The organism is Aurantibacter sp. UH7, from assembly GCF_056839165.1.
Map to the genome: position 1 here is coordinate 791,494 of NZ_CM166388.1, position 21,107 is coordinate 812,600.

Below are 21,107 nucleotides of genomic sequence, written 5' to 3' on the forward strand. Positions count from 1 at the left end.
CCTTTCTATTAAATTAAAATACTTTAATCTTATTTTTTATTAAAATGATACTCGTATACTTCTTCTACACCTTCATAGGTGTCCGTTTCTGTAATAACTAAATTACTTGCTGTAAGCGTTATTTTTCCATCAAATGCTAAATAACCATCTTCTTCAACACCAGATTCTGTTTGCCCATCATAGGTTTCCGTATACTCAAATTCTACTAAAGTAAGTCTACTTTCTTCTTCATCAAAGGCCCAATTTCCACTAGAAGTATATACTTCATTATCGTCAACATAAACTAACTCACATGATGCCTCTGAAGCATCCCAATCTACTTCTTTATCTGTATCTTCTGAAACATAGGAATACGTACCATCACTCTTAAAAGTAATCTCTAATCCATTAGTGGTATAACAATAATCTACTGTAACTTCTTTGGATTCCCCACTACTACAATCTAAGTTTCTGGTATAGTCATAATCATCACAATATTCTTCACCTACATTTATTGTCTCACCATTATCTACTTCTTTCGAAAAATCCCAATCTGAAACAAGGTTAACATTGCCACCCCAAGATTCTACAGTAACACAAACTTCTGAAGGTTGACTAATATTACCTTGTCCGTCATACACACAAATTACATAACAGAAAGTACCAGCAGAAACTGCCGCACTAAAATTCACATTTACTGAAGTATCTTCGCCTTTTCCTGCCAAGTTTCCTTTCGCTGCATTTTTATTATTAAAAAATCCTCTTTCGATTGTTTTGGGCGCTTTATTGTTGACTCCGGATGTAGCGCTTGAAGGAATATCAAAATAAGAATCCGCCATTCCATTTTCATCTTTCAATTGCACATAGGCTCCTGCAAAACCTTCCGGTGCCTTAAACTCTATATTAAATCCATTTTTTTGAAAAGCAGTTTGCTTTTCATAATCCAAACTAAAAGCTAAATCCCCAGTGGGAACAGGGCTTCCTTGTTTTTCAGTAGCTCCATCAATACTTACACCACTTGTAACAGCATTAACATCTAATAAAATTTCTTCTTTCTCATTTACGCCATCTGGATCTGGGTTACTCACTAATTCTGCTGTATCATCATTAGAACAAGAAAATGCGGCAAAAGCTAAACAGCCCATTAATAATACGTTTACTCTTCTCATAATTTTAGGTTTTGGTTATTTGTTTTTAGGATTAATCCTAATCGGAAACGGATAACCATTTAACTTTATTGTAGTTTTTACGAGAAATGAAGTCCGATATTTTAGTGATAAGTAATTAATCTAACAACAGTGAAACTACTTTATCTAATTCATCTTGCACCTTAGGGTCGGTACAATTTATTAGTATTGAAAATACTATTTTTTCATTCGGGTACACAAAGAAGTTAGAATACCCACCAACCCCATTACCAACATGACCATAAAAAGGTCTTCCATGTTTATCTTCGCTTACTTGCCAACCCAATCCATAATAAGTTTTCGCTCCATTAACTTCTTGAGAGGTCAAGAATTCAGACTTCATAGTTTTGCTAAAAACCTCATCATTTAATAAAGCAAGACCAAATTTTGAAATATCTTCTGAAGTAGATAAGTAACCTCCACCAGCTAATTTATAATAATTATCTACTGGAATAGATTTACGAAAACCTAGCTTATTCTTTGAATAAAAAGTAACGCATTCCTTTTGCTCTAAATCCTCAGTCAAATCCTGATTTAAATAATCTTTGTTAGAATTATTTGGCGGAGCAAAAGTATTACTAAGTTTTAAAGGGCTTAAAACCAAGTCTTTTACCAATTTTTCAAAAGGAATATCACTAGCCTCTTGCATTGCTAAAGACAGTAATGTCCAATCAAAACTGTTGTACAGATATTCGGTACCTGGCTTAAAAATTAGTGGATCATCCTTAAATATGGCAACACCTTCTTTTATTGATAAGGGTTTATTTAATCCGAATTCTAAACCTCTATAACCTCTAATACCAGCGGTATGGTTAGCCAATTGACGTATTGTAAAATCATACTCCTTTTTTGGATAATACGGAACGTAATCGTAAAAAGAATCATCTAAATTTATTTTTCCCTCATCAACCAAATGTGCTAAAGTAGCAGCTGCAATATTTTTAGATACACTAGCAATTCTAAAAATTGTTTTCTTCGGCTTAATTAAGGTTTTAGCTTCTAAATCAGCAAATCCATAGCCCTTTTGCAATATTAAATCACCCTCTTTATAAACTGTTATTGCAATACCTGGAACTTTCCGATTTTCAATTAAGTTGTTCAGTAATGCGTCAACTTTTACTAAGCCTTTTAATTCAGAGGAATCACCTACAACTCTTTGAAATGCAGATAAATCTCGTAAGAATTTTAAAATTGGATTCATGTAATAAAAGGCTTAAACTATTTAAAAATCAATTTCCCTTTATATTGTTCATCGACCTCAACAATAGGTGGCGTAGTACTACTGATTACATCTCCATTTCCACGTATAATTCCTTTGATAGATTCTTGAGGATTTACAAACATATCATTACTACCCCTATGATTTATTGTAACATTATCTGCTATTAGATTTTCAGCTTCAATACGGGAATCGCCAGACGCAATATATAAACTTAGATTTTCTACTACACCTCTCAATTTAAAATAGGCAATACCATTTACAACTACGCTAACAGTCTCTACATTAAGTTCTAAATCAAATTCACTATCGGTGGTTAACGCATCTGGTTCTAAATAGCTTTCTGTCAATAATTCTATAGACGAGTACTCCAAAACGCCATCACTTGTAATTGGCAATCCACTACTACTTCTAATTTGCGTAATATTTGGTGAGGTAACATAAACTTTAGTAATGCCATAATTTCGAAAAAGGTTACACCCGTTATCATTACGAAGAATTAAACGATCATCTTCAACTTCAGCAGTAATTTCATTTATTAGAAATTCACCAGTTTCAATCTCAATTTTTTGAGTAGCACCTTGCTTAATTTCTAGTACAACTTTTTCATAAACCGTTATTTGAGAAAACTCAGGCAACTGTATTTCTTTTCGAACAATTGCACCAGAATTTTGCAAGCAATCTGAACTGGATTCAGAATTGCAGGAATTTATTAAAAAAAATAAAAATGCAGAAAAAAGTATTCTTACAATAAAAAATACCCTCTGCCCCATGTTCTTTCCAGGGTAGTTTGTACTTCTAAATGTAATTAAATCAATCATAAATAATAATTTCAAAACCTAATGCCAAGGCTAAATTCTACAGCTTCAGCCGCCGCACCATGCGCTTTTAAAGTAACTGCACCGAATACATTTTTTCCAAAATATCGTTTCATTCCAAGTCTATTGTACACCCTTCCTTCAAAATCAAAAGGATAATAAACATAGTAACCCAACTGCGTTATAAAACTAACTCTATTAATAAAAAGTTCATGACCAATAAATAATCCTACGCGCTTAAAATCGTCATCTTCTTGAACTCCGTATTCTGGAAAAGAAATTGCTTGAAAACGAATTAATTCTTTTAGGAAATGAGAAAAGAATACATCTCCTCCTAATTGAATTGCACTTTTTCTACCCAAACGTTTATCAGCATATCCAGAAAAAACATAAAAAGCATGTTGCCCTAATCCTATAACATCACTAGCATTTACTCCTGTTCTTAAAACCAGATTAAGTCTAATTGGTTCCGTTACTTTTTTTCTTTCTGAGTCATTTATATAAGCTACTTCTTTGCCTCCATCCAAATCATAGGTTAATCCAGCATTTAGAGCAAATGTATTTGTAGACGTATTTGGTGACTTAACATTAGCATTTGAATAATGAATTACAGAGAGCCCTGCTTTAAAACCCAAACCCTTTAAGATATTTTCTTTATGAAAACCCAACATTATATACGTAGAACTCAAAAAGTCTGAGCCATATGCATTGTTACGGAAATTGGTATTCTTATCATAAGGATTAGTAGCATACGAAACACCTTGACCAAATCTTAATTGTAAGTTTCTTTTGAGAAAGTAAAAATTGTAGTGCGCATAGAGACCATAATGTTTACCCAGCGTTTCATTATTCATCTCTTGATAAACGAATGAATACCCTACATCAGGATAATTATAAAGTTCTTCCCATTCTTCTTGCCCGTAAGTCTTTCTATTAAAACCAAGAATAAATCCGGTTGGGTGATCTTGTATTAAATGAGTAATATCTGGATTATGTAAAAGAATAGAACCATAGAATTGATTAGCATCAATTACATATCTTTTTGCAACAACTTTGTCTTGGGCGAACAAAGTTAGACTACATAACAAAGAAAAAAGCAGGGATTTTAACCTCATAAAAAGTAAAGGTAAAACTATTCAGGGATAAAATTTAAAGCAAACAAAGGCTTTTATTTCAAAAAATGAATTAAAACAAAGTCTTTGCTATTGATTGTATATTATCAGATTTACCCATGGAGTAGTAATGCAATGAAGGCACACCAGCTTCTTTTAATTCCTTAGATTGTTGAATAGCCCATTCTATACCTACTTGCCGAACTGCTTTATTATCTTTGCAATCATCTACAGCATCAATTAAATCTTGCGGTAAATCTATTTTAAAAACCTGAGGCAATATATTTAAATGACGTTTTACGGCTATCGGTTTTATACCAGGTATAATTGGTACATTAATCCCGGCATTTTTAGCTGCATCGACAAATTCGAAATACTTGTCATTATTAAAAAACATTTGTGTTACAACATAATCAGCACCAGCTTCAACTTTCTGTTTTAAACGTTTTAAATCGGTTTGTAGTGATGGAGCTTCCATATGTTTTTCTGGATAACCTGCAACTCCAATACAAAAATCAGCACAATCATCAGTTTCAATAACCTCATGCAAATACTTACCACAATTAAGGTTTTGAATTTGCTCAACAAGTTCCAACGCATATTTATGTCCTCCTTTTGTAGGCTCAAAATATTGCTGCTCACGCATTGCATCACCACGTAAAGCCATTACATTATCAATGCCCAAGTAATGACAATCAACCAAAACATATTCAGTCTCCTCACGCGTAAATCCGCCACAAAGCACATGCGGCACAGTATCTACATCATACTTATGTTTTATCGATGCACAAATACCAACCGTACCCGGTCTCATGCGTGTTAGTTTCTTATCTAACAAACCTTCTCTGTCGATATAAATATATTCTTCACGAGAAGTTGTTACATCAATAAATGGGGGTTTAAACTCCATTAATGGGTCTATATTATTGTATAATTCTTGAATTTTTCTACCCTTTACGGGTGGGATTATTTCAAAAGAGAATAACGTTTTTCCTTTGGCATTTTCTATATGTTCGGTAACCTTCATTATTTCTTGGTTAATTTCTTTTTTAAAGTTTTAAAATCGCCCTCATACTCCCAATATACCCACCGACCATCTAAATAGTCTGTTAAGATAAACTTTTTGCTAACAGATTTTATTCGCGACACAGCGACTAATTTTCGAGCGAAAGGAACAGCAACATCTTCTAAAATTTCTTTATTATTCTCATCATAGCCATGTGAAATCATGTGACTTCCCAATTTTAATTCTATAAATTTATCACTCATTAGTCTACTATATTTGGTGCTAACCATCTTGTGGCTAAATCTATTGGAATTCCCTTACGGTTTGCGAAATCTTCAACTTGGTCTTCTTTTATCTTTCCAAGTCCAAAATATTTAGCTTCCGGATTTCCAAAATAATAACCAGAAACTGAAGCCGCTGGCCACATAGCCAAACTTTCAGTTAGCTTCACTCCAATTTTTTCTTCTACTTGGAGCATTTCCCAAATAGTCTTTTTCTCCAAATGATCCGGACACGCAGGATAACCTGGTGCAGGCCGTATTCCTTTATACGATTCATTAATTAAGTCATCATTAGATAATTCCTCATTATCCGCATAACCCCAATGCTTAGTACGTATTTCTTTATGTAAATATTCTGCAAAAGCTTCAGCTAAACGATCCGATATAGCTTTAATCATAATAGAATTATAATCATCTAGGTCTTTTCTATATTGATCAGAAAGTTCATCAGTTCCAAAACCTGTTGTCACACAAAAACATCCTATATAATCTTGTTTTCCACTTTCCTTTGGAGCTATAAAATCTGCTAATGCATTATCGGCTATACCATCTCTACGCTTTAATTGTTGCCGTAGCGTTCTGAAGATCATTTTACTATCATCAGACACTTGAAGATCATCTTTAAAAGAGACATCAACTTCAATATCATCATCATTAATTGAGTTGGCGGGAAAAAGACCAAAAATAGCTTTTGCCGTTAACTGCTTTTCATCTAAAACCTTCTTCAACATATCTTGGGCATCAGCAAATAAATCAGTTGCCTGCTCACCTACAACATTATCTGTTAATATTGCTGGATATTTACCATGAAGCTCCCAACTTCTAAAAAATGGAGTCCAATCTATAAAAGGTACCAATTTATGTAAATCCAAATCTTCAATAATTTGAATTCCCAATTCATTAGGTTTAACTATTTCCGATGTATTCCAATCAATTTGAAATTTGTTCTTTCTTGCAGCTTTAATAGACTTATATTCTTTATGCTGCGATCGGTTCATGAATTTATCACGAAAAACCTCGTAATCGTCTTTGATAGTTTTTTTATAAGTATCTGAAGTTTCTTTTTGCAATAAATCGCCAACCACTGTTACAGCCCTAGAAGCATCATTTACATGAACTACAGACTGACTATATTGTGGGTCAATTTTTACTGCTGTATGGGCTTTACTCGTTGTGGCACCTCCAATTAATAATGGAACTACAAAGCCTTTGCGCTCCATTTCTTTGGCTAAATGCACCATCTCATCAAGCGAAGGAGTTATAAGTCCACTTAAGCCTATAATATCCACGTTATGTTCAATAGCCGCCGCTATAATTTTTTCGGGAGGCACCATAACACCAAGATCTACAATCTCATAATTATTACAAGCCAAAACGACACTCACAATATTTTTTCCAATATCATGTACATCACCTTTTACGGTTGCCATTAATATTTTTCCGGCACCTTCAGAATCGTTCTCTTGAGGGTTCAATAATTTTTCTTCTTCTATATATGGAAGTAAATACGCCACTGCCTTTTTCATTACCCTTGCAGATTTAACAACCTGAGGTAAGAACATTTTACCACTACCAAAAAGGTCACCAACAACGTTCATTCCAGTCATTAGATTGCCCTCAATAACCTCAATAGGTTTATTGGCTGCTAATCGCGCCTCCTCTACATCTTCAACAATATATTGGTCAATTCCTTTTACTAATGCTCTAGTAATTCTATTTTGTAATGGTTCTTCACGCCAAGACAAATCAACTTTACTTTCTTTTGCTTTTCCAACAACTGACTCTGCAAAATCAAGTAATCGTTCTGTCGCATCATCTCTTCGATTGAGCATTACATCTTCAACATGCTCAAGTAAATCTTTAGGAATATCATCATAAATCTCTAACATTGTAGGATTTACAATACCCATATTCATACCTGCTTTAATCGCATGATATAAAAAGACTGAATGCATGGCTTCACGAACAGGGTTATTTCCTCTAAAAGAAAAAGAAACATTACTAACACCGCCACTTACACTAACATATGGCAGATTTTCTTTCACCCATTTTGTTGCACGAATAAAATCTAAAGCATTTAATTTATGCTCGTCCATACCAGTTGCAACTGGGAAAATATTTAAATCAAAAATAATGTCCTCTGGTGGAAAATTAACTTGGTTTACTAAAATATCATATGAACGTTTAGATATATCACATCGTTTCTGATAATCATCTGCTTGACCAACCTCATCGAAAGCCATTACAATTACCGCAGCCCCATATCGTTTAATCAGTTTAGCACGCTGAATAAACTCTTCTTCTCCCTCTTTTAAACTAATAGAATTCACCACACATTTACCCTGCACAACTTGCAAACCTGCTTCAATAATATCCCATTTAGAGCTATCAATCATAATAGGTACACGGGCAATATCAGGTTCGGCAATTACGAGGTTTAAGAACTTCACCATAGCATGTTTACCATCTAGAAGTCCATCATCCATATTAATATCAATGATTTGCGCACCCCCTTCGACTTGATCACGAGCGACATCTAAAGCTTCCTCAAATTTTTCTTCCTTTATTAATCTAAGAAACTTCTTAGATCCTGCAACATTTGTGCGCTCACCAACATTTACGAAATTACTTTCAGGCGTAACGATAAGTGGTTCTAGTCCGCTTAACTTTAGGTATTTAGTTGTTCGTTGTCGGTTGTAGGTAGTCGGTATTTCTGTTTTGTTTTCGGACATCAGTTGTTCTTTTTGTAATATTTGATAAATCCGTTAATGAGTTTTTTGCATTTTATAATCTGTATAAATAATTCATCAAATTTTTCATTATTTAGATATCCTTGGTCCAAAGCCAAGAACATTTGAGTTTCCAATTCATATAAAGACCCTCTAGAAATATGTAAAAATTGAATGGTATCTGCAGATGTTCTTCTTCCGCAACCTTCAGCAATATTAGAAGGTATAGAAACTGCACATCGTCGTATCTGAATTGTCAAACCATAAACTTCATCCTTTGGAAAAGTTTTTGAGATTTGGTAAACAGAATTCACCAAAACTCTTGCTTCTTTCCAAACTTCCAACTCTGTATATTCCATTCCTATTATATTACTGTCAACCATCAACCGACCTCGGTCAACTTTCTAGGATTATATTGATTCACTAATTCGGCAATAGCTGTAATATGTTCTGGTGTTGTACCGCAACAACCACCTACTATATTTACAAGTCCTTTTTCAACATACTCCTTTATCTGTTCCGCCATTTGATCTGGTGTCTCATCATATTCTCCGAAAGCATTTGGCAAACCAGCATTTGGGTGAGCTGAAACGGCATAATCTGTTTTATTAGCTAATACTTCTAAATGCGGAACCAATTGATTTGCACCAAGAGCACAATTAAAGCCAACAGACAATATGGGAATATGAGAAACAGAAATTAAAAAAGCCTCAGCAGTTTGCCCAGAAAGTGTTCTACCAGAGGCATCTGTTATTGTTCCGCTCACCATAATTGGCACATCTATATTTCTTTCTTCTTTTACCTCTTCAATAGCGAAAAGAGCGGCCTTGGCATTTAAAGTATCGAATATTGTTTCTACCAATAACAAATCTGCTCCCCCATCAATTAAGGCCTCCACTTGTTGTTTGTATGCAACTCTAAGTTCGTCAAAAGAAACTGCTCTATATCCAGGATCATTAACATCAGGAGACATGCTGGCTGTTTTATTTGTGGGTCCGATACTACCAGCTACAAATCTTGGTTTGTGAGGTTCTTTTAAAGTGAATTCATCTGCTACCATTTTAGCAATACGGGCAGATTCATAATTCAACTCGTATACTAAATCTTCCATGTAATAATCTGCCATGGCAATGGTTGTACCTGAGAATGTATTGGTTTCTACAATATCGGCACCCGCCGCAAAATACTTTCTATGCACTTCAGCTATTGCATCTGGCTGTGTTAATGATAATAAATCATTATTACCTTGAAGCGGGTACTTCCAGTCTTTAAACCGTTCACCACGGAAATCTTCTTCAGTAAATTTATAGCGCTGTAGCATAGTACCCATGGCACCATCAAGCACTAAAATTCTTTCGGCAAGTATTTCTTTTATATTCCTCATTTAAATAATTACATTTTCAAAACTATGAACACCAACTTGGCGTTTATAGCTACTAATTATCAAAAAAAGGAATTTGGTAAAAACCAGAAACTTTATTGTTATCTGCCGAAATGCCAAGATGTAGCAATTATCGGTAGAATGTAGCACCTTCTTAAGAGTTCTATGGAAGAAATCCAAAGGGTTGCTAAGGTCTCATAGGGTCTAATCCCTCCACCTTTCTTGATAACTTAAACAGATTTGTAAGAACTAAGTACAAAGAAACATCACATGGCTATGAAAACCAAGGAATGTCCGTGGTTTTTATACTACTTGAGTTTTAAATAATATAATAACTAATTATAATATAGCCATTTATGTTCTTAAAACTCTTCAGTAAAAGACATTATTTCTCGACTATACAAAACATGGTAATTTAAAAAATATGACTAGGAAATACTTTGTACCACCTCTTTTTTTGCTTCTTTTTTAGAGCCATCAAAGCCTTCTACACCGCCAACCGTGGTATACTTCATAACATAACGTTTACCAGGATTAATCATTTGATAAGCGTACTGACACATAACAGCTGCTTCATGAAAGCCAGAAAGTATCAACTTTAATTTTCCTTCATATGTATTTACATCACCTATAGCAAATACTCCCGGTAGGTTTGTTTGATAATCCTTAGAGTTATTAACTTTAATAGCATTTTTCTCAATCTCTAATCCCCAATCACCAATCGGGCCGAGTTTTGGTGATAAGCCGAATAAAGGAATAAAGTTATCTACCTCTAAATAGGTTTCACCTTTCGCGTCGTCCTTATGTTTTATACCTACAGCCTCTAGTTTCTCATCGCCAAATATCTTTTTAACCTCAGCTTCAGTAAACAATTTAATTTTGCCCAATTTTGCTAATTCAGCAGCTTTTTCAACAGAATCAAGAGCACCTCTAAATTCATTTCTTCTATGTACTAGAGATACTTCAGAAGCAACATCAGCCAAAAAGATTGCCCAATCTAAGGCAGAATCTCCACCCCCAGCAATCACTACTTTTTTATTGCGATAAACTTCAGGGTCCTTAATGATATATGCGACACCTTTATCTTCAAAATCAACTATATTCTCTATAGGTGGTTTTCTTGGTTCAAAAGAACCTAATCCACCAGCAATTACAACTACAGGTGCATGATGTTGAGTACCTTTATTGGTTGTAACTATATATGAACCATCTTCTTGTTTATCCAGCGTCTCTGCACGTTCTCCTAAAGTAAAACCAGGCTCAAAAGGTTTAATTTGTTCCATTAGATTTTCTACTAAATCTCCTGCTAGGATTTCAGGAAAAGCTGGAATATCATATATAGGTTTCTTCGGATAAATTTCAGAACACTGCCCACCTTGTTGCGGCAAAGCATCTATTAAATGACATTTCAACTTAAGTAAGCCCGCTTCAAAAACTGTAAACAGGCCAGTTGGTCCTGCTCCTATTATAATCAAATCTGTCTTTATCATCCTTTAATATCTATACTTAATAAATAAACTCTTGTGTTCTATGCTGCTTTTGAATTTCTAATATTCTAGCTCTATGTTTTACTACTTCCCCGATAATTATAATCGCTGGATTACTTAATTCTAATTTTTCGACTTCTTGCTCAATTGAATCTATTCTACCAATTCCAATTTTTTCTGATTCTTTAGTTCCATCCTGAATAATTGCAATTGGTGTTTCTGATTTTCCTTCATTTTTGAAAAGGGAGACAATTTGCGAAAGTTTTGACATACCCATAAGTATGACTACCGTTGCATTTGATTTAGCAGCTAGAGCTACGTCATTTGATAATTTATGTGCTTTGGTTGTGCCTGTTATCACCCAAAAACTTTCGGTTGCACCTCTTTTAGTTACCGGAATATTTTGAGCAGCAGGTACAGATAAACTAGATGAAATTCCTGGTACCATTGAAACTTCGATGCCATTATCAGTAGCATACTCCATTTCTTCGGCACCACGACCAAATACGAACGGATCACCGCCCTTTAAGCGAACAACATGACCATGACTTTTGGCACGGTTAACAATAAGTTCATTAATCTGCTCTTGTTGATATGAATAACACCCTCTACGTTTACCTACAAATATATGTTCAGCTTGAGGAGCATACTGTAACAATTCAACGGAAACAAGTGCATCATACAAAACAACATCCGCATTTTGAAGTGCTTTAATAGCCTTTAGAGTTATCAGTTCAACGTCACCTGGACCTGCACCAACAACTGTTAAAAATGGTCTATTTTGCCCATTCCGATTGATAAATTTTGTATCCTGCTCCTTCATCATCTATACCTCTGCTAATTCCTGTTTTCTAAATTGTGCAACAGCTTCCAAAAAGTTTTTAGCATCAACTATATAATTTTTAGCAAACACTTCTGTTGGTTCATTTTTATTAATTTGAAGAATAAACTCTTCGAAACCACGATCCAAGACTATTCGTTTATTCGAAACAAATTTTTCGTCAAAATCTTTAATGATTCCAGCGTGCGTATTTGTTTTCTGATTTTCAGAAGTAAGTATTGCTTTTGCAGTATTTACCATTGAAGAATATGAATGATAGATACTTGCCGCCCATTTTCCTTCTTCCAAAGTAGTTTGCGCCGTTTGTATTTTCTCTTCACTTTCAAACAAAAGCGTAGCGATTAAATCAATTACAACACCTGCACATTCACCAACACCAATTGCTTTTACATAATTTTCTGAATTACCCCAATCGATAAAATCATCTGGAGTTAAATTATCTACACTGGTTAAATCTTTTAAGAAGTCATAAAAATAATGTTCTCCTTTTTCAGCATAGTAATCAGGAAATGATAATTCACCTCCATTTGCATCAAAATCATTTAAGATTAAACGCAAAGCTTCTGGTCCTCTTTTACTAGGTATTTTAACTACTTTATCTGCAAATCTACCTTCACCATTCCCAATATTTCCACCACCTAACAACACTTGAAGTGCTGGCGCAACTAACTTATCTTTTGTACGAACAGACATACCTTGAAAACCAATGTTTGCCATGTTGTGTTGTCCACAAGCATTCATACATCCACTTATTTTAATAACCACATCTGGATTATTAATATAGTCAGGGTATTCAATTTTCATTACTCGTTCTAACTCTTCAGCAATACCTGTACTACTTGCTATACCCAAATTACAGGTATCGGTACCAGGGCAAGCTGTAATATCAACAGCCTTATCATAGCCAGCTTCAGTAAAACCAAGTTTCTTAAGTTCTGTGTAGAAGAAAGGAACTAATTCTTCTTTCACATAGGGTATAACAATATTCTGACGTAAGCTTAATCGAATTTCATCCGCTGCATATTTCTCAACCAAATCTGCCAATGCCCGTGCTTCCTTAAGGTAAAAATCTCCTAACAAAACTTTAATACCGATAGCAACATATCCTTCTTGCTTTTGTGAAATAATATTCGTCGATTTCCAATTTTCAAATTCCACTTGATCTTCAATCACTACTTCACGAGTAGCTACCTTGGCAATTTTCACTTTTGGATAAGCTTCTGCATCTATTGGAAATGATTTAACAGGAACGGCTATTTGCTCTTCTTCCAACAAAGCTTTAAAACCATCTAACCCTAGATCCTTCAACAAGAATTTCAATCGTGCTTTCGCTCTACTCTTACGTTCTCCATATCTATCAAAAACACGAACAACTCCTTCCATTAATGGAATTATTTTATCCGCAGCTAAAAACGAATATAATTCATCTGCATGTCTTGGTTGCGAACCTAAACCACCACCAAGCATTACTTTAAATCCTATTTCTCCATTCTCGATTTTAGCAATAAAACCCAAATCATGCATGTACGAAAGTCCTGTATCAGAATCGCTAGAAGAAAAAGAAACTTTAAATTTTCTACCCAATTCTTGACTTATAGGGTTTCTTAAAAAGTATTCGAACAATGCATGTGCATAAGGAGAAACATCAAAAGGCTCATCAACATCAATCCCAGAAGTTTCACTCGCAGTTACATTACGCACCGTATTTCCACAAGCTTCTCGAAGTGTAATATCTGATTCTTCTAAATGCGCCCATAACTCAGGAGTTCTATCTAAATCTACATAGTGAATTTGTATATCTTGTCTTGTCGTAATATGTAAACGACCAATTGAATATTCTTCAGACACATCTGAAATTGTTCTTAATTGTTCTGACGAAACCTTACCATAAGGCAGTTTTATACGAATCATTTGCACGCCTTCTTGACGTTGTCCATATACTCCTCTTGCTAAACGTAGACTACGAAACTTTTCTTCGTCGATTTTACCATTATGGAACATATCAATTTTATTAGCTAAATCGATTATATCCTTTTCAACAATTGGATTCTCTATTTCTGATCTAAAACTTTGCATTTCTTCCTTCTGATTTCGTACCAACCTATTATCCCGTAGAAATAATATTCTTAATACCTAGTTGTTATTTAACTAACCCTTACTTTCTTAATTTATAAATCCAGCTCCCACAGTACTATTTGATTGCGTATCAAGTAAAATAAAAGATCCGTTTGTGCGGTGATTCTTGAACTTATCATAAAAAATAGGCCTGTTTAATTTGAATGTAACTTGTGCAATATCATTCATTCCTAAAGCAGATGCACTTTCATCAATACCTGAATAATCAGGGTGAATTTTATGATGAATCTTTTCTACTTTGGCCAACACTTTATTTACACCATGTTGCACAACGTATTTACCACCAGCAACCAATTGCTGAGAATCCATCCAAGAGATAGTTGCGGTAAATTCTTTTTCAATAGTTGGTAAATCACCAGCTTTTACTAACATATCACCTCTACTTACATTGATTTCATCTTCTAATGTAATAGTTACCGACGAACGTCTTGAAGCCGTTTGATATTTTTTATCATAAAAGTAAATATCCTTAATTTTTGATTTCGTTTGCGAAGGCAAAGCAACTACTTCATCACCAACACTTAATTCACCACCATAAACCTTACCTGCAAATCCTCTGAAATCATGAAACTCATCAGTTTTTGGACGAATTACGTATTGTACTGGAAAACGAGGTGTACCTAAATTCGAAACTGCAGCCATATCTAAACCTTCTAGGTGTTCCAATAATGTTTCACCATTGTACCATGGTGTATGTTCAGATCTATTCACTACGTTATCTCCTTTTAAAGCACTAACAGGAATAAAAGTTATTTTCTGATCTTGATAATCACGTTTTGCCATTAAAGCCTCAAAATCAGCTTTAATTGCATTATATTTTTCTTCGGAAAAATCTACTAAATCCATTTTATTAACAGCAACAATAACCTCTTTTATTCGTAGTAGGTTATTGATGAAAAAGTGACGATTGGTTTGCTCAATTACTCCTTTTCGAGCATCAATTAATATAATCGCTGTTTGAGACGTAGAAGCCCCGGTCACCATATTTCTTGTATACTCAACATGACCTGGTGTATCCGCAATGATATAACTCTTTTTGGCAGTTGAAAAGTAAATATGAGCAACATCAATAGTAATGCCCTGCTCACGCTCAGCTACCAAACCATCTGTAGCTAAAGAGAAATCTAAATAATCATATCCCTTTTGCTTACTTGTTTTTTCAATGGCTTCAAGTTTATCACTAGTCAATGATTTTGTGTCATATAAAAGCCTACCTATTAAGGTACTCTTACCATCATCTACACTACCCGCTGTTGCTATTTTTAGTACTTCCATTCTTTTAAGCTCTTGGCCTTTGACGTATTGCCTTCGGCTAATTATTAATTGTTTTTCAGGGGACCAATAGCCAGAAGCTATTGGTAAAATTTTCTTTAGAAATAACCCTGTTGTTTTCTTTTTTCCATTGCAGCTTCAGATCTTTTATCATCGATTCGTGCACCACGTTCAGAAATTGAAGAATCTCTTATTTCCTGTACAACTGACGCTATATCAGATGCTTCTGAAAACACCGCTGCAGTGCAGCTCATATCACCAACAGTTCTAAACCGAACCATGTGTTCTAACACCTCTTCATCATCTTCTTGAAAAACAAATTCAGAATGAGACCAAATAAGTCCATCTCTTAAAAAGACTTTTCGTTTGTGTGCAAAATATATTGATGGAATCTCAATCTCTTCTTTCTCTATATATGACCAAACATCTAGTTCAGTCCAATTTGAAATTGGAAAAACACGTACGTTTTGTCCTAACTCAATTTGCCCATTCAACATATCAAAAAGCTCTGGTCTTTGATTTCTTTCATCCCATTGACCAAAATCATCACGGACTGAAAAAATACGTTCCTTAGCTCTAGCTTTCTCCTCATCTCTACGGGCACCACCAATACATGCATCAAATTTAAATTCTTCAATAGCATCTAAAAGAGTTGTGGTTTGCAATGAATTACGACTTGAATATTTTCCAGATTCTTCCTTCACTTTTCCAGCATCAATAGAATCTTGTACATTTCTCACAATTAGTTCCAGTCCTAATTCTTCAACCAAACGATCTCTAAATTCAATAGTTTCAGGAAAGTTATGTCCTGTATCAATATGCATCAATGGAAATGGGATTTTAGCTGGCCAAAAAGCCTTTTGTGCTAATCGCACTAGTGTTATTGAATCTTTTCCACCAGAAAAAAGCAAAACAGGTTTTTCAAACTGCGCAGCTACTTCTCTAAAGATGTAGATAGACTCATTTTCTAATGCGTTTATATTTGCTGTACTGTTATTCATAATATTATAATTCGTTAGTTCGTTGATTCAAGTTTTAAAAACTGTAGATTTTTAAGTATGTAAACCGCATTCTCTATTTTCTAAAACTTTAGTTGGATCAAAGTATTTATGTTCGTTAGGCAAATTTTGCTCATTCAAATAAGTATCAAGATCAGCATCAGACCAATGATAGAAAGGACTTACTTTTAAAACCCCATCTTTACTAAGGCTTAGAATATCTAATGAATCTCTCAATGCTGTCTGACCTTTACGCAAATTTGTAAACCAGACATCAGGTTTGTGATAAGCCATTGCTCTTTTAAAAGGTTCTAATTTCACTTGTTCAGTGAATATTGCATGCCTTGAATCATCTATATTCGGTATTCCCATAACTACATCTCTATGTGAAGATGTTTGTTTTGGCACATATAAATCAATATTAAGTCCTAAACGCTCAATTAATTCCTCAGCATGTTTATAGGTGTTTGGAGTGTTATACCCGGTATCGCACCAAATTACTGGAATATCACTCTTCTCCCCTACAGCCGCACTTAAAATAGCCACTTCATAAGGTCGAAAATTAGTTGTGACAACAGCATTTTGACTATTCTCAATCGCCCACGAAATTACTTCTTGTGGTGATTTACTTTTAAATTGAATATTTAACTTTTCTATTTGATCTTGTGTAAATGCCATACCCATCTTTATTATTTTCCCCAACCAATTTTATTCCAAAGTCTTTCATGAAAGAAGTAAAGAAACATTTTAGTAACAAAATCAATTGATGCAATTGATGCTGCAATAGCCATCTCACCAGTCAACAAGTAAGAAACCAATAAGGTATCTAAAGTTCCGATTACACGCCAACTTATTGCTTTTGCAATACTTCTAATCGGTTTTTCCGATTTAGAATCTGCAGCGTATTTGCTTTTATTCTCTTTTTTATTTAAAACAATTTGATCAACAATCATTGGAAATACTTTTTAATCTAATTACCCTATATGTTTAATAGAGTAAACAAAAATAGATCAAAATTATTGTTGGCAAGCCATAAAACTAGAAGAATATTCTATTACCCTATAGATTTAATAGATTATTAACAAATGAGGCAAGAAAATGAGGATTATTCAGATCAATTTTAAAATTTTGGGAAGATTTAATCAAGAAACGACCAAATCAGCTAAAGTAGTATTTCTATAAACAGCTAAGTTTGCATCTCTAACCTTTAGCATCAGCTTATTAACCGAACATGTTTTCTCATCTGGGCAATCATCGCATTTCTCATAAAAATTTAGACTAACGCAGGGCACTAAAGCTATTGGCCCCTCTAGAATGCGCATTACATCTGTCATTAAAATTTCTTTCGGTTCTTTTATAAGGTAGTATCCTCCACCTTTTCCTTTCTTAGAACCTAGAATTCCAGTTTTCCTTAATGATAACAATATGCTCTCAAGAAATTTCTGCGATATATTCTCTTTCTTAGAGATTTCAGCAATTTGCACCGGTTGTTTATCCTTTTGCGCTGCAAGAAAGGTCAATGCTTTTAAGCCGTATTTTGTCTTTTTAGAGAGCATTTCGCTAAGATAGGCAATTTAACACTTTTTAATTTTTAATTGGGAAAACCTTGATTAAAACCTAATTAACCACAAGTTATATTCGCCATGACTTAAACATTGAAAGTCAGAAATAGCATAGATTCTGATATAAAAAAGGACAAACTAATTACTTATGAAAGTTATAAAACTATTAGTGCTCCTATGTATAACTCAAATAGTCAATGCACAAACCAATGACGCATCTAATTCTAATAGAACAACTACCATAGCGGCATTTTTAGACACGTACATAATAGACCTATACGATGGCTTGGACGTTGGCAGCTCTATTTCTTACACAAGAGATTTTTACAGTTATGGAAAACATTATTTTGCCTACAACCCATCTATTGGCTTTTTTAATTCAATAGACACAGAAAATCGCTACATTTTAGGTTTAGGTGCCCAATATAGATTCGAGCCCACCAAACGTTCGAACATTAGGATAAACCTTGCCGTAAATTATATTCTAACTCAATTCCTATATGATCGGTTTGAATATAATACACAAAATGAACGTGTAGCACAAAAAAACTTGAAAAGTAATTTTGGTCCCTCAATAGGATTACAATACAGTTATGATATCTTAAGAATTAAATCAGCCACATTTGCACCCATTATTGGTTATAAGTTAATAGGATTAGAAGGAGGGGATTATTCCAAAATAACTGAGGGTTTTTCACCTAGTATATCATTGGGTATAATTTGTAAATTTTAAACTAGATGAGGAAAATTAAAAACTATACTGTATTTGTATTTACATGTTTAATGACTGCTTCATGTTCCATAAAAGATGATATACCTGCAGAACTAACCACTAATAACTTATCAACAGATATCGATATTGCGATTGACGATATCTACAATAGTCACAGAAACAATCTAAATACAATTGGTCTCTCCATAGGGCTTTTAAAAGATGGTGAAACCTATTTTTATGGTTACGGTGAAACAAAAAAGGGAAGTGGTATTATTCCTAGCCAAAACACCTTTTATGAAATTGGGTCTATTACCAAGACTTTTACTTCTATTCTCGCAGTTAATATGCTATTAGAGCAAGGTTTAGATATTGAAACTAACATAAGGTCGTATCTACCAGAAGATTTACCTACCTTAAATAGAAATGGAATTGAGGTCAACTTTAAACATCTATTAACTCACACTTCCGGTTTAGGCCGTATGCCTAACAATTATAACAACAATAAAGATCCTGGTAAAGAATTTGCAGCTTATAACGAACGCCTCCTATATTCTTATATAGAAAACGCAAGATTACACGCTGACCCATTTACACAACTTTTATATTCCAATGTTGGCATGGGAATGGTGGGTACTATGTTAAAACGAAATTATGAAATAGATTACGGAAAAGTGCTTGAACGAGAACTAACTATTCCCCTCGGTTTAGCAAATACCACAGCATATTTTGAAGATACTACGCAAGAAGATTGGGCTACTGGCTATAATTATAATGGTAAAGAAATAGATTACTGGAAAACATTGAATGCCTTGGATGGCGCTGGTGTAATTAAATCAACTGCTTCCGATGTATTAATTTATGCTCAGGCAAATATTAATCCACCAGAAACTCAAATCGGCAATGCTATTCGCTTAACTCATGAAGTATACTTTGAAGAGTATGAGTCTGATAATTATGGTCAAAGCCAAATTTGCCTAGGCTGGTTTAAATACGTCCCAACGAACTTACCTGATGAAACATTTTTACGACATGATGGGCTAACCGGAGGATTTAACACAGAGTTACTAATCAATGTAGAAAATCAAACAGCATTGGTATTACTATTTAATAAAACCTCTGCTAACATAGATGGTAGACGAGATTTCATCTCAGATTTACTACAAATACTTTCAGAATAAAAATTTATAAGGGTTTATCCTAAGGCCTGATTCACATCTGCAATAATATCATCTACATGTTCTAATCCAACTGAAACACGCACCATACCATCTGTAATGCCGGTTTGAGCTCTTTCTTCAACAGATAATTTACTATGTGTAGTTGATGCAGGATGTGTAACAATACTTCTTGAATCACCTAGATTAGCTGACAAAGATAATAGCGCTATAGAATCAAAGAATTTTTGACCAGCACTTAATCCTCCTTTTACCTCAAAAGCAACTACACAACCTCCAGCTTTCATTTGCTTTTTCGCTATAACATACTTTGGATGTGATTTTAAAAACGGATACCGCACCCAATTTACCTTTTCATGATTCTCCAAAAACTCCGCTAATTTCAAAGCATTTTCACAATGGCGATCTACACGAAGTGCCAAAGTTTCTAAACTTTTAGATAATACCCATGCATTAAAAGGTGAAAGTGCTGGACCTGTAATCCGAGAAAAACGATACACTTTTTCTACCAAATCCTTACTACCTACTGTTATACCTGCCAATACACGCCCTTGACCATCCATTAATTTTGTACCAGAATGGATTACCAAATCGGCACCAAATTTTATGGGCTGTTGTAAATATGGTGATGCAAAACAATTATCAATAACCATGATTAAATTATGCTTTTTCGCGATTTTACCCAAAGCCTCTAAATCCAAAACATCTACACCAGGATTAGTTGGTGTTTCTGCATAAATAATTTTAGTTTTTGGTGTAATTAATCCCTCGATAGTATCTAATTCATCAATCTTAAAATACGAATGACTAATATTCCATTTCGGAAAAAAATTATTAAAAAGTGAATGCGTAGATCCAAAAATACTTCGGGCTGACAAAATATGGTCGCCGCTATCCAAAAGTGCAGCCAAAGTAGAAAAGACCGCAGCCATACCTGAAGCAAAAGCAAAGCCATCTTCAGCACCTTCCATTAGGCACACCTTTTTAATAAATTCAGAAGAGTTCGGATTAGAGTAACGCGAATATATATTACGTTCCTTTTCCTCGGCAAAAGAAGCGCGCATATCTTCAGCATCCTCAAAAACAAAACTAGAGGTTAAATACATTGGAGTAGAGTGCTCTAAATATTGTGAACGTTCTAATTGTGTACGAACGGCATTGGTTTCAAATTTCTTTTCCATTTTTGTCTTTAAATCTTCTTAATCAAAA

The 21,107-nt window shown here is 34.3% G+C and carries 20 protein-coding genes and 1 riboswitch; of the genes, 2 read left to right on the top strand and 18 right to left on the bottom strand.

Going from position 1 to position 21,107, the window contains the following annotated elements; genetic code table 11:
• Window positions 1-29: 29 nt before the first annotated feature.
• The 17 genes from UH7x_RS03380 to UH7x_RS03460 form a co-directional block, all read right to left on the bottom strand.
• The gene (locus tag UH7x_RS03380; RefSeq protein ID WP_482362311.1) at window positions 30-1,148 is read right to left on the bottom strand and encodes a hypothetical protein; all 1,119 of its coding nucleotides are present in this window, start codon (window positions 1,146-1,148) and stop codon (window positions 30-32) included.
• A 115-nt stretch (window positions 1,149-1,263) separates the two neighbouring features.
• Entirely contained in the window at window positions 1,264-2,367 is a 1,104-nt protein-coding gene (locus UH7x_RS03385; RefSeq protein WP_482362312.1) for a serine hydrolase domain-containing protein, read from the bottom strand.
• Between the two features lie 17 nt (window positions 2,368-2,384).
• Window positions 2,385-3,206 carry a head GIN domain-containing protein gene (locus UH7x_RS03390; protein WP_482362313.1) on the bottom strand — a complete coding sequence of 274 codons (822 nt, stop codon included), beginning with the start codon at window positions 3,204-3,206 and terminating at the stop codon, window positions 2,385-2,387.
• Window positions 3,207-3,217: 11 nt separating this feature from the next.
• Complete coding sequence (locus UH7x_RS03395; RefSeq protein ID WP_482362314.1) at window positions 3,218-4,318, bottom strand: acyloxyacyl hydrolase; 1,101 nt, start codon at window positions 4,316-4,318, stop codon at window positions 3,218-3,220.
• Window positions 4,319-4,388: 70 nt separating this feature from the next.
• Window positions 4,389-5,342 carry a methylenetetrahydrofolate reductase [NAD(P)H] gene (gene metF / locus UH7x_RS03400; RefSeq protein ID WP_482362315.1) on the bottom strand — a complete coding sequence of 318 codons (954 nt, stop codon included), beginning with the start codon at window positions 5,340-5,342 and terminating at the stop codon, window positions 4,389-4,391.
• A complete protein-coding gene (locus UH7x_RS03405) occupies window positions 5,342-5,584 on the bottom strand; it encodes a hypothetical protein (RefSeq protein ID WP_482362316.1) in 243 nt (80 codons plus the stop codon). The genes metF and UH7x_RS03405 overlap by 1 nt, the downstream gene beginning before the upstream one ends.
• On the bottom strand, window positions 5,584-8,334 hold the full coding sequence (metH, locus tag UH7x_RS03410; protein ID WP_482362317.1) for a methionine synthase: 2,751 nt from the start codon (window positions 8,332-8,334) through the stop codon (window positions 5,584-5,586). Before metH ends, UH7x_RS03405 begins: the two co-directional genes overlap by 1 nt.
• Complete coding sequence (locus UH7x_RS03415; RefSeq protein WP_482362318.1) at window positions 8,334-8,690, bottom strand: four helix bundle protein; 357 nt, start codon at window positions 8,688-8,690, stop codon at window positions 8,334-8,336. Before UH7x_RS03415 ends, metH begins: the two co-directional genes overlap by 1 nt.
• 23 nt (window positions 8,691-8,713) lie before the next feature.
• Window positions 8,714-9,715 (bottom strand): homocysteine S-methyltransferase family protein, encoded by a 1,002-nt coding sequence (locus UH7x_RS03420; protein WP_482362319.1) that lies wholly within the window; start codon window positions 9,713-9,715, stop codon window positions 8,714-8,716.
• A 95-nt stretch (window positions 9,716-9,810) separates the two neighbouring features.
• Window positions 9,811-9,944: riboswitch (SAM riboswitch) on the bottom strand.
• A 196-nt stretch (window positions 9,945-10,140) separates the two neighbouring features.
• Window positions 10,141-11,202: an NAD(P)/FAD-dependent oxidoreductase gene (locus UH7x_RS03425; protein ID WP_482362320.1), complete on the bottom strand. Its 1,062-nt coding sequence runs from the start codon at window positions 11,200-11,202 to the stop codon at window positions 10,141-10,143.
• Window positions 11,203-11,218: 16 nt separating this feature from the next.
• Window positions 11,219-12,025 (bottom strand): uroporphyrinogen-III C-methyltransferase, encoded by an 807-nt coding sequence (gene cobA, locus UH7x_RS03430; RefSeq protein WP_482362321.1) that lies wholly within the window; start codon window positions 12,023-12,025, stop codon window positions 11,219-11,221.
• Window positions 12,026-14,116: a HEPN domain-containing protein gene (locus tag UH7x_RS03435; protein WP_482362322.1), complete on the bottom strand. Its 2,091-nt coding sequence runs from the start codon at window positions 14,114-14,116 to the stop codon at window positions 12,026-12,028.
• Between the two features lie 87 nt (window positions 14,117-14,203).
• Window positions 14,204-15,451, bottom strand: a complete 1,248-nt coding sequence (locus UH7x_RS03440; protein WP_482362323.1) for a sulfate adenylyltransferase subunit 1 — start codon at window positions 15,449-15,451, stop codon at window positions 14,204-14,206.
• Between the two features lie 95 nt (window positions 15,452-15,546).
• Window positions 15,547-16,449, bottom strand: coding sequence for a sulfate adenylyltransferase subunit CysD (cysD, locus tag UH7x_RS03445; protein ID WP_482362324.1), 903 nt, complete (start codon window positions 16,447-16,449; stop codon window positions 15,547-15,549).
• A 51-nt stretch (window positions 16,450-16,500) separates the two neighbouring features.
• Window positions 16,501-17,124 (bottom strand): phosphoadenosine phosphosulfate reductase domain-containing protein, encoded by a 624-nt coding sequence (locus tag UH7x_RS03450; RefSeq protein ID WP_482362325.1) that lies wholly within the window; start codon window positions 17,122-17,124, stop codon window positions 16,501-16,503.
• 11 nt (window positions 17,125-17,135) lie between these two features.
• Window positions 17,136-17,399, bottom strand: a complete 264-nt coding sequence (locus UH7x_RS03455) for a DUF2061 domain-containing protein (RefSeq protein WP_482362326.1) — start codon at window positions 17,397-17,399, stop codon at window positions 17,136-17,138.
• 189 nt (window positions 17,400-17,588) lie between these two features.
• On the bottom strand, window positions 17,589-18,002 hold the full coding sequence (locus UH7x_RS03460) for an RrF2 family transcriptional regulator (RefSeq protein WP_482362327.1): 414 nt from the start codon (window positions 18,000-18,002) through the stop codon (window positions 17,589-17,591).
• A gap of 154 nt (window positions 18,003-18,156) precedes the next feature.
• Between UH7x_RS03460 and UH7x_RS03465 the strand changes: the two genes are divergently transcribed.
• Together UH7x_RS03465 and UH7x_RS03470 are read left to right on the top strand one after the other, a co-directional pair.
• Complete coding sequence (locus tag UH7x_RS03465; protein ID WP_482362328.1) at window positions 18,157-18,741, top strand: hypothetical protein; 585 nt, start codon at window positions 18,157-18,159, stop codon at window positions 18,739-18,741.
• A gap of 5 nt (window positions 18,742-18,746) precedes the next feature.
• Window positions 18,747-19,901, top strand: a complete 1,155-nt coding sequence (locus UH7x_RS03470) for a serine hydrolase domain-containing protein (protein ID WP_482362329.1) — start codon at window positions 18,747-18,749, stop codon at window positions 19,899-19,901.
• A gap of 14 nt (window positions 19,902-19,915) precedes the next feature.
• Here the strand turns inward: UH7x_RS03470 and UH7x_RS03475 are convergent, their stop codons facing one another.
• The gene (locus tag UH7x_RS03475) at window positions 19,916-21,079 is read right to left on the bottom strand and encodes a trans-sulfuration enzyme family protein (protein WP_482362330.1); all 1,164 of its coding nucleotides are present in this window, start codon (window positions 21,077-21,079) and stop codon (window positions 19,916-19,918) included.
• Between the last annotated feature and the right edge of the window lie 28 nt (window positions 21,080-21,107).

Bases quoted from the DNA above. Each gene is read 5' to 3' on its own strand.
- UH7x_RS03380 (WP_482362311.1), bottom strand. From the start codon at position 1,148: ATGAGAAGAGTAAACGTATTATTAATGGGCTGTTTAGCTTTTGCCGCA.
- UH7x_RS03385 (WP_482362312.1), bottom strand. From the start codon at position 2,367: ATGAATCCAATTTTAAAATTCTTACGAGATTTATCTGCATTTCAAAGA.
- UH7x_RS03390 (WP_482362313.1), bottom strand. From the start codon at position 3,206: ATGATTGATTTAATTACATTTAGAAGTACAAACTACCCTGGAAAGAAC.
- UH7x_RS03395 (WP_482362314.1), bottom strand. From the start codon at position 4,318: ATGAGGTTAAAATCCCTGCTTTTTTCTTTGTTATGTAGTCTAACTTTG.
- metF (WP_482362315.1), bottom strand. From the start codon at position 5,342: ATGAAGGTTACCGAACATATAGAAAATGCCAAAGGAAAAACGTTATTC.
- UH7x_RS03405 (WP_482362316.1), bottom strand. From the start codon at position 5,584: ATGAGTGATAAATTTATAGAATTAAAATTGGGAAGTCACATGATTTCA.
- metH (WP_482362317.1), bottom strand. From the start codon at position 8,334: ATGTCCGAAAACAAAACAGAAATACCGACTACCTACAACCGACAACGA.
- UH7x_RS03415 (WP_482362318.1), bottom strand. From the start codon at position 8,690: ATGGAATATACAGAGTTGGAAGTTTGGAAAGAAGCAAGAGTTTTGGTG.
- UH7x_RS03420 (WP_482362319.1), bottom strand. From the start codon at position 9,715: ATGAGGAATATAAAAGAAATACTTGCCGAAAGAATTTTAGTGCTTGAT.
- UH7x_RS03425 (WP_482362320.1), bottom strand. From the start codon at position 11,202: ATGATAAAGACAGATTTGATTATAATAGGAGCAGGACCAACTGGCCTG.
- cobA (WP_482362321.1), bottom strand. From the start codon at position 12,025: ATGATGAAGGAGCAGGATACAAAATTTATCAATCGGAATGGGCAAAAT.
- UH7x_RS03435 (WP_482362322.1), bottom strand. From the start codon at position 14,116: ATGCAAAGTTTTAGATCAGAAATAGAGAATCCAATTGTTGAAAAGGAT.
- UH7x_RS03440 (WP_482362323.1), bottom strand. From the start codon at position 15,451: ATGGAAGTACTAAAAATAGCAACAGCGGGTAGTGTAGATGATGGTAAG.
- cysD (WP_482362324.1), bottom strand. From the start codon at position 16,449: ATGAATAACAGTACAGCAAATATAAACGCATTAGAAAATGAGTCTATC.
- UH7x_RS03450 (WP_482362325.1), bottom strand. From the start codon at position 17,124: ATGGCATTTACACAAGATCAAATAGAAAAGTTAAATATTCAATTTAAA.
- UH7x_RS03455 (WP_482362326.1), bottom strand. From the start codon at position 17,399: ATGATTGTTGATCAAATTGTTTTAAATAAAAAAGAGAATAAAAGCAAA.
- UH7x_RS03460 (WP_482362327.1), bottom strand. From the start codon at position 18,002: ATGCTCTCTAAAAAGACAAAATACGGCTTAAAAGCATTGACCTTTCTT.
- UH7x_RS03465 (WP_482362328.1), top strand. From the start codon at position 18,157: ATGAAAGTTATAAAACTATTAGTGCTCCTATGTATAACTCAAATAGTC.
- UH7x_RS03470 (WP_482362329.1), top strand. From the start codon at position 18,747: ATGAGGAAAATTAAAAACTATACTGTATTTGTATTTACATGTTTAATG.
- UH7x_RS03475 (WP_482362330.1), bottom strand. From the start codon at position 21,079: ATGGAAAAGAAATTTGAAACCAATGCCGTTCGTACACAATTAGAACGT.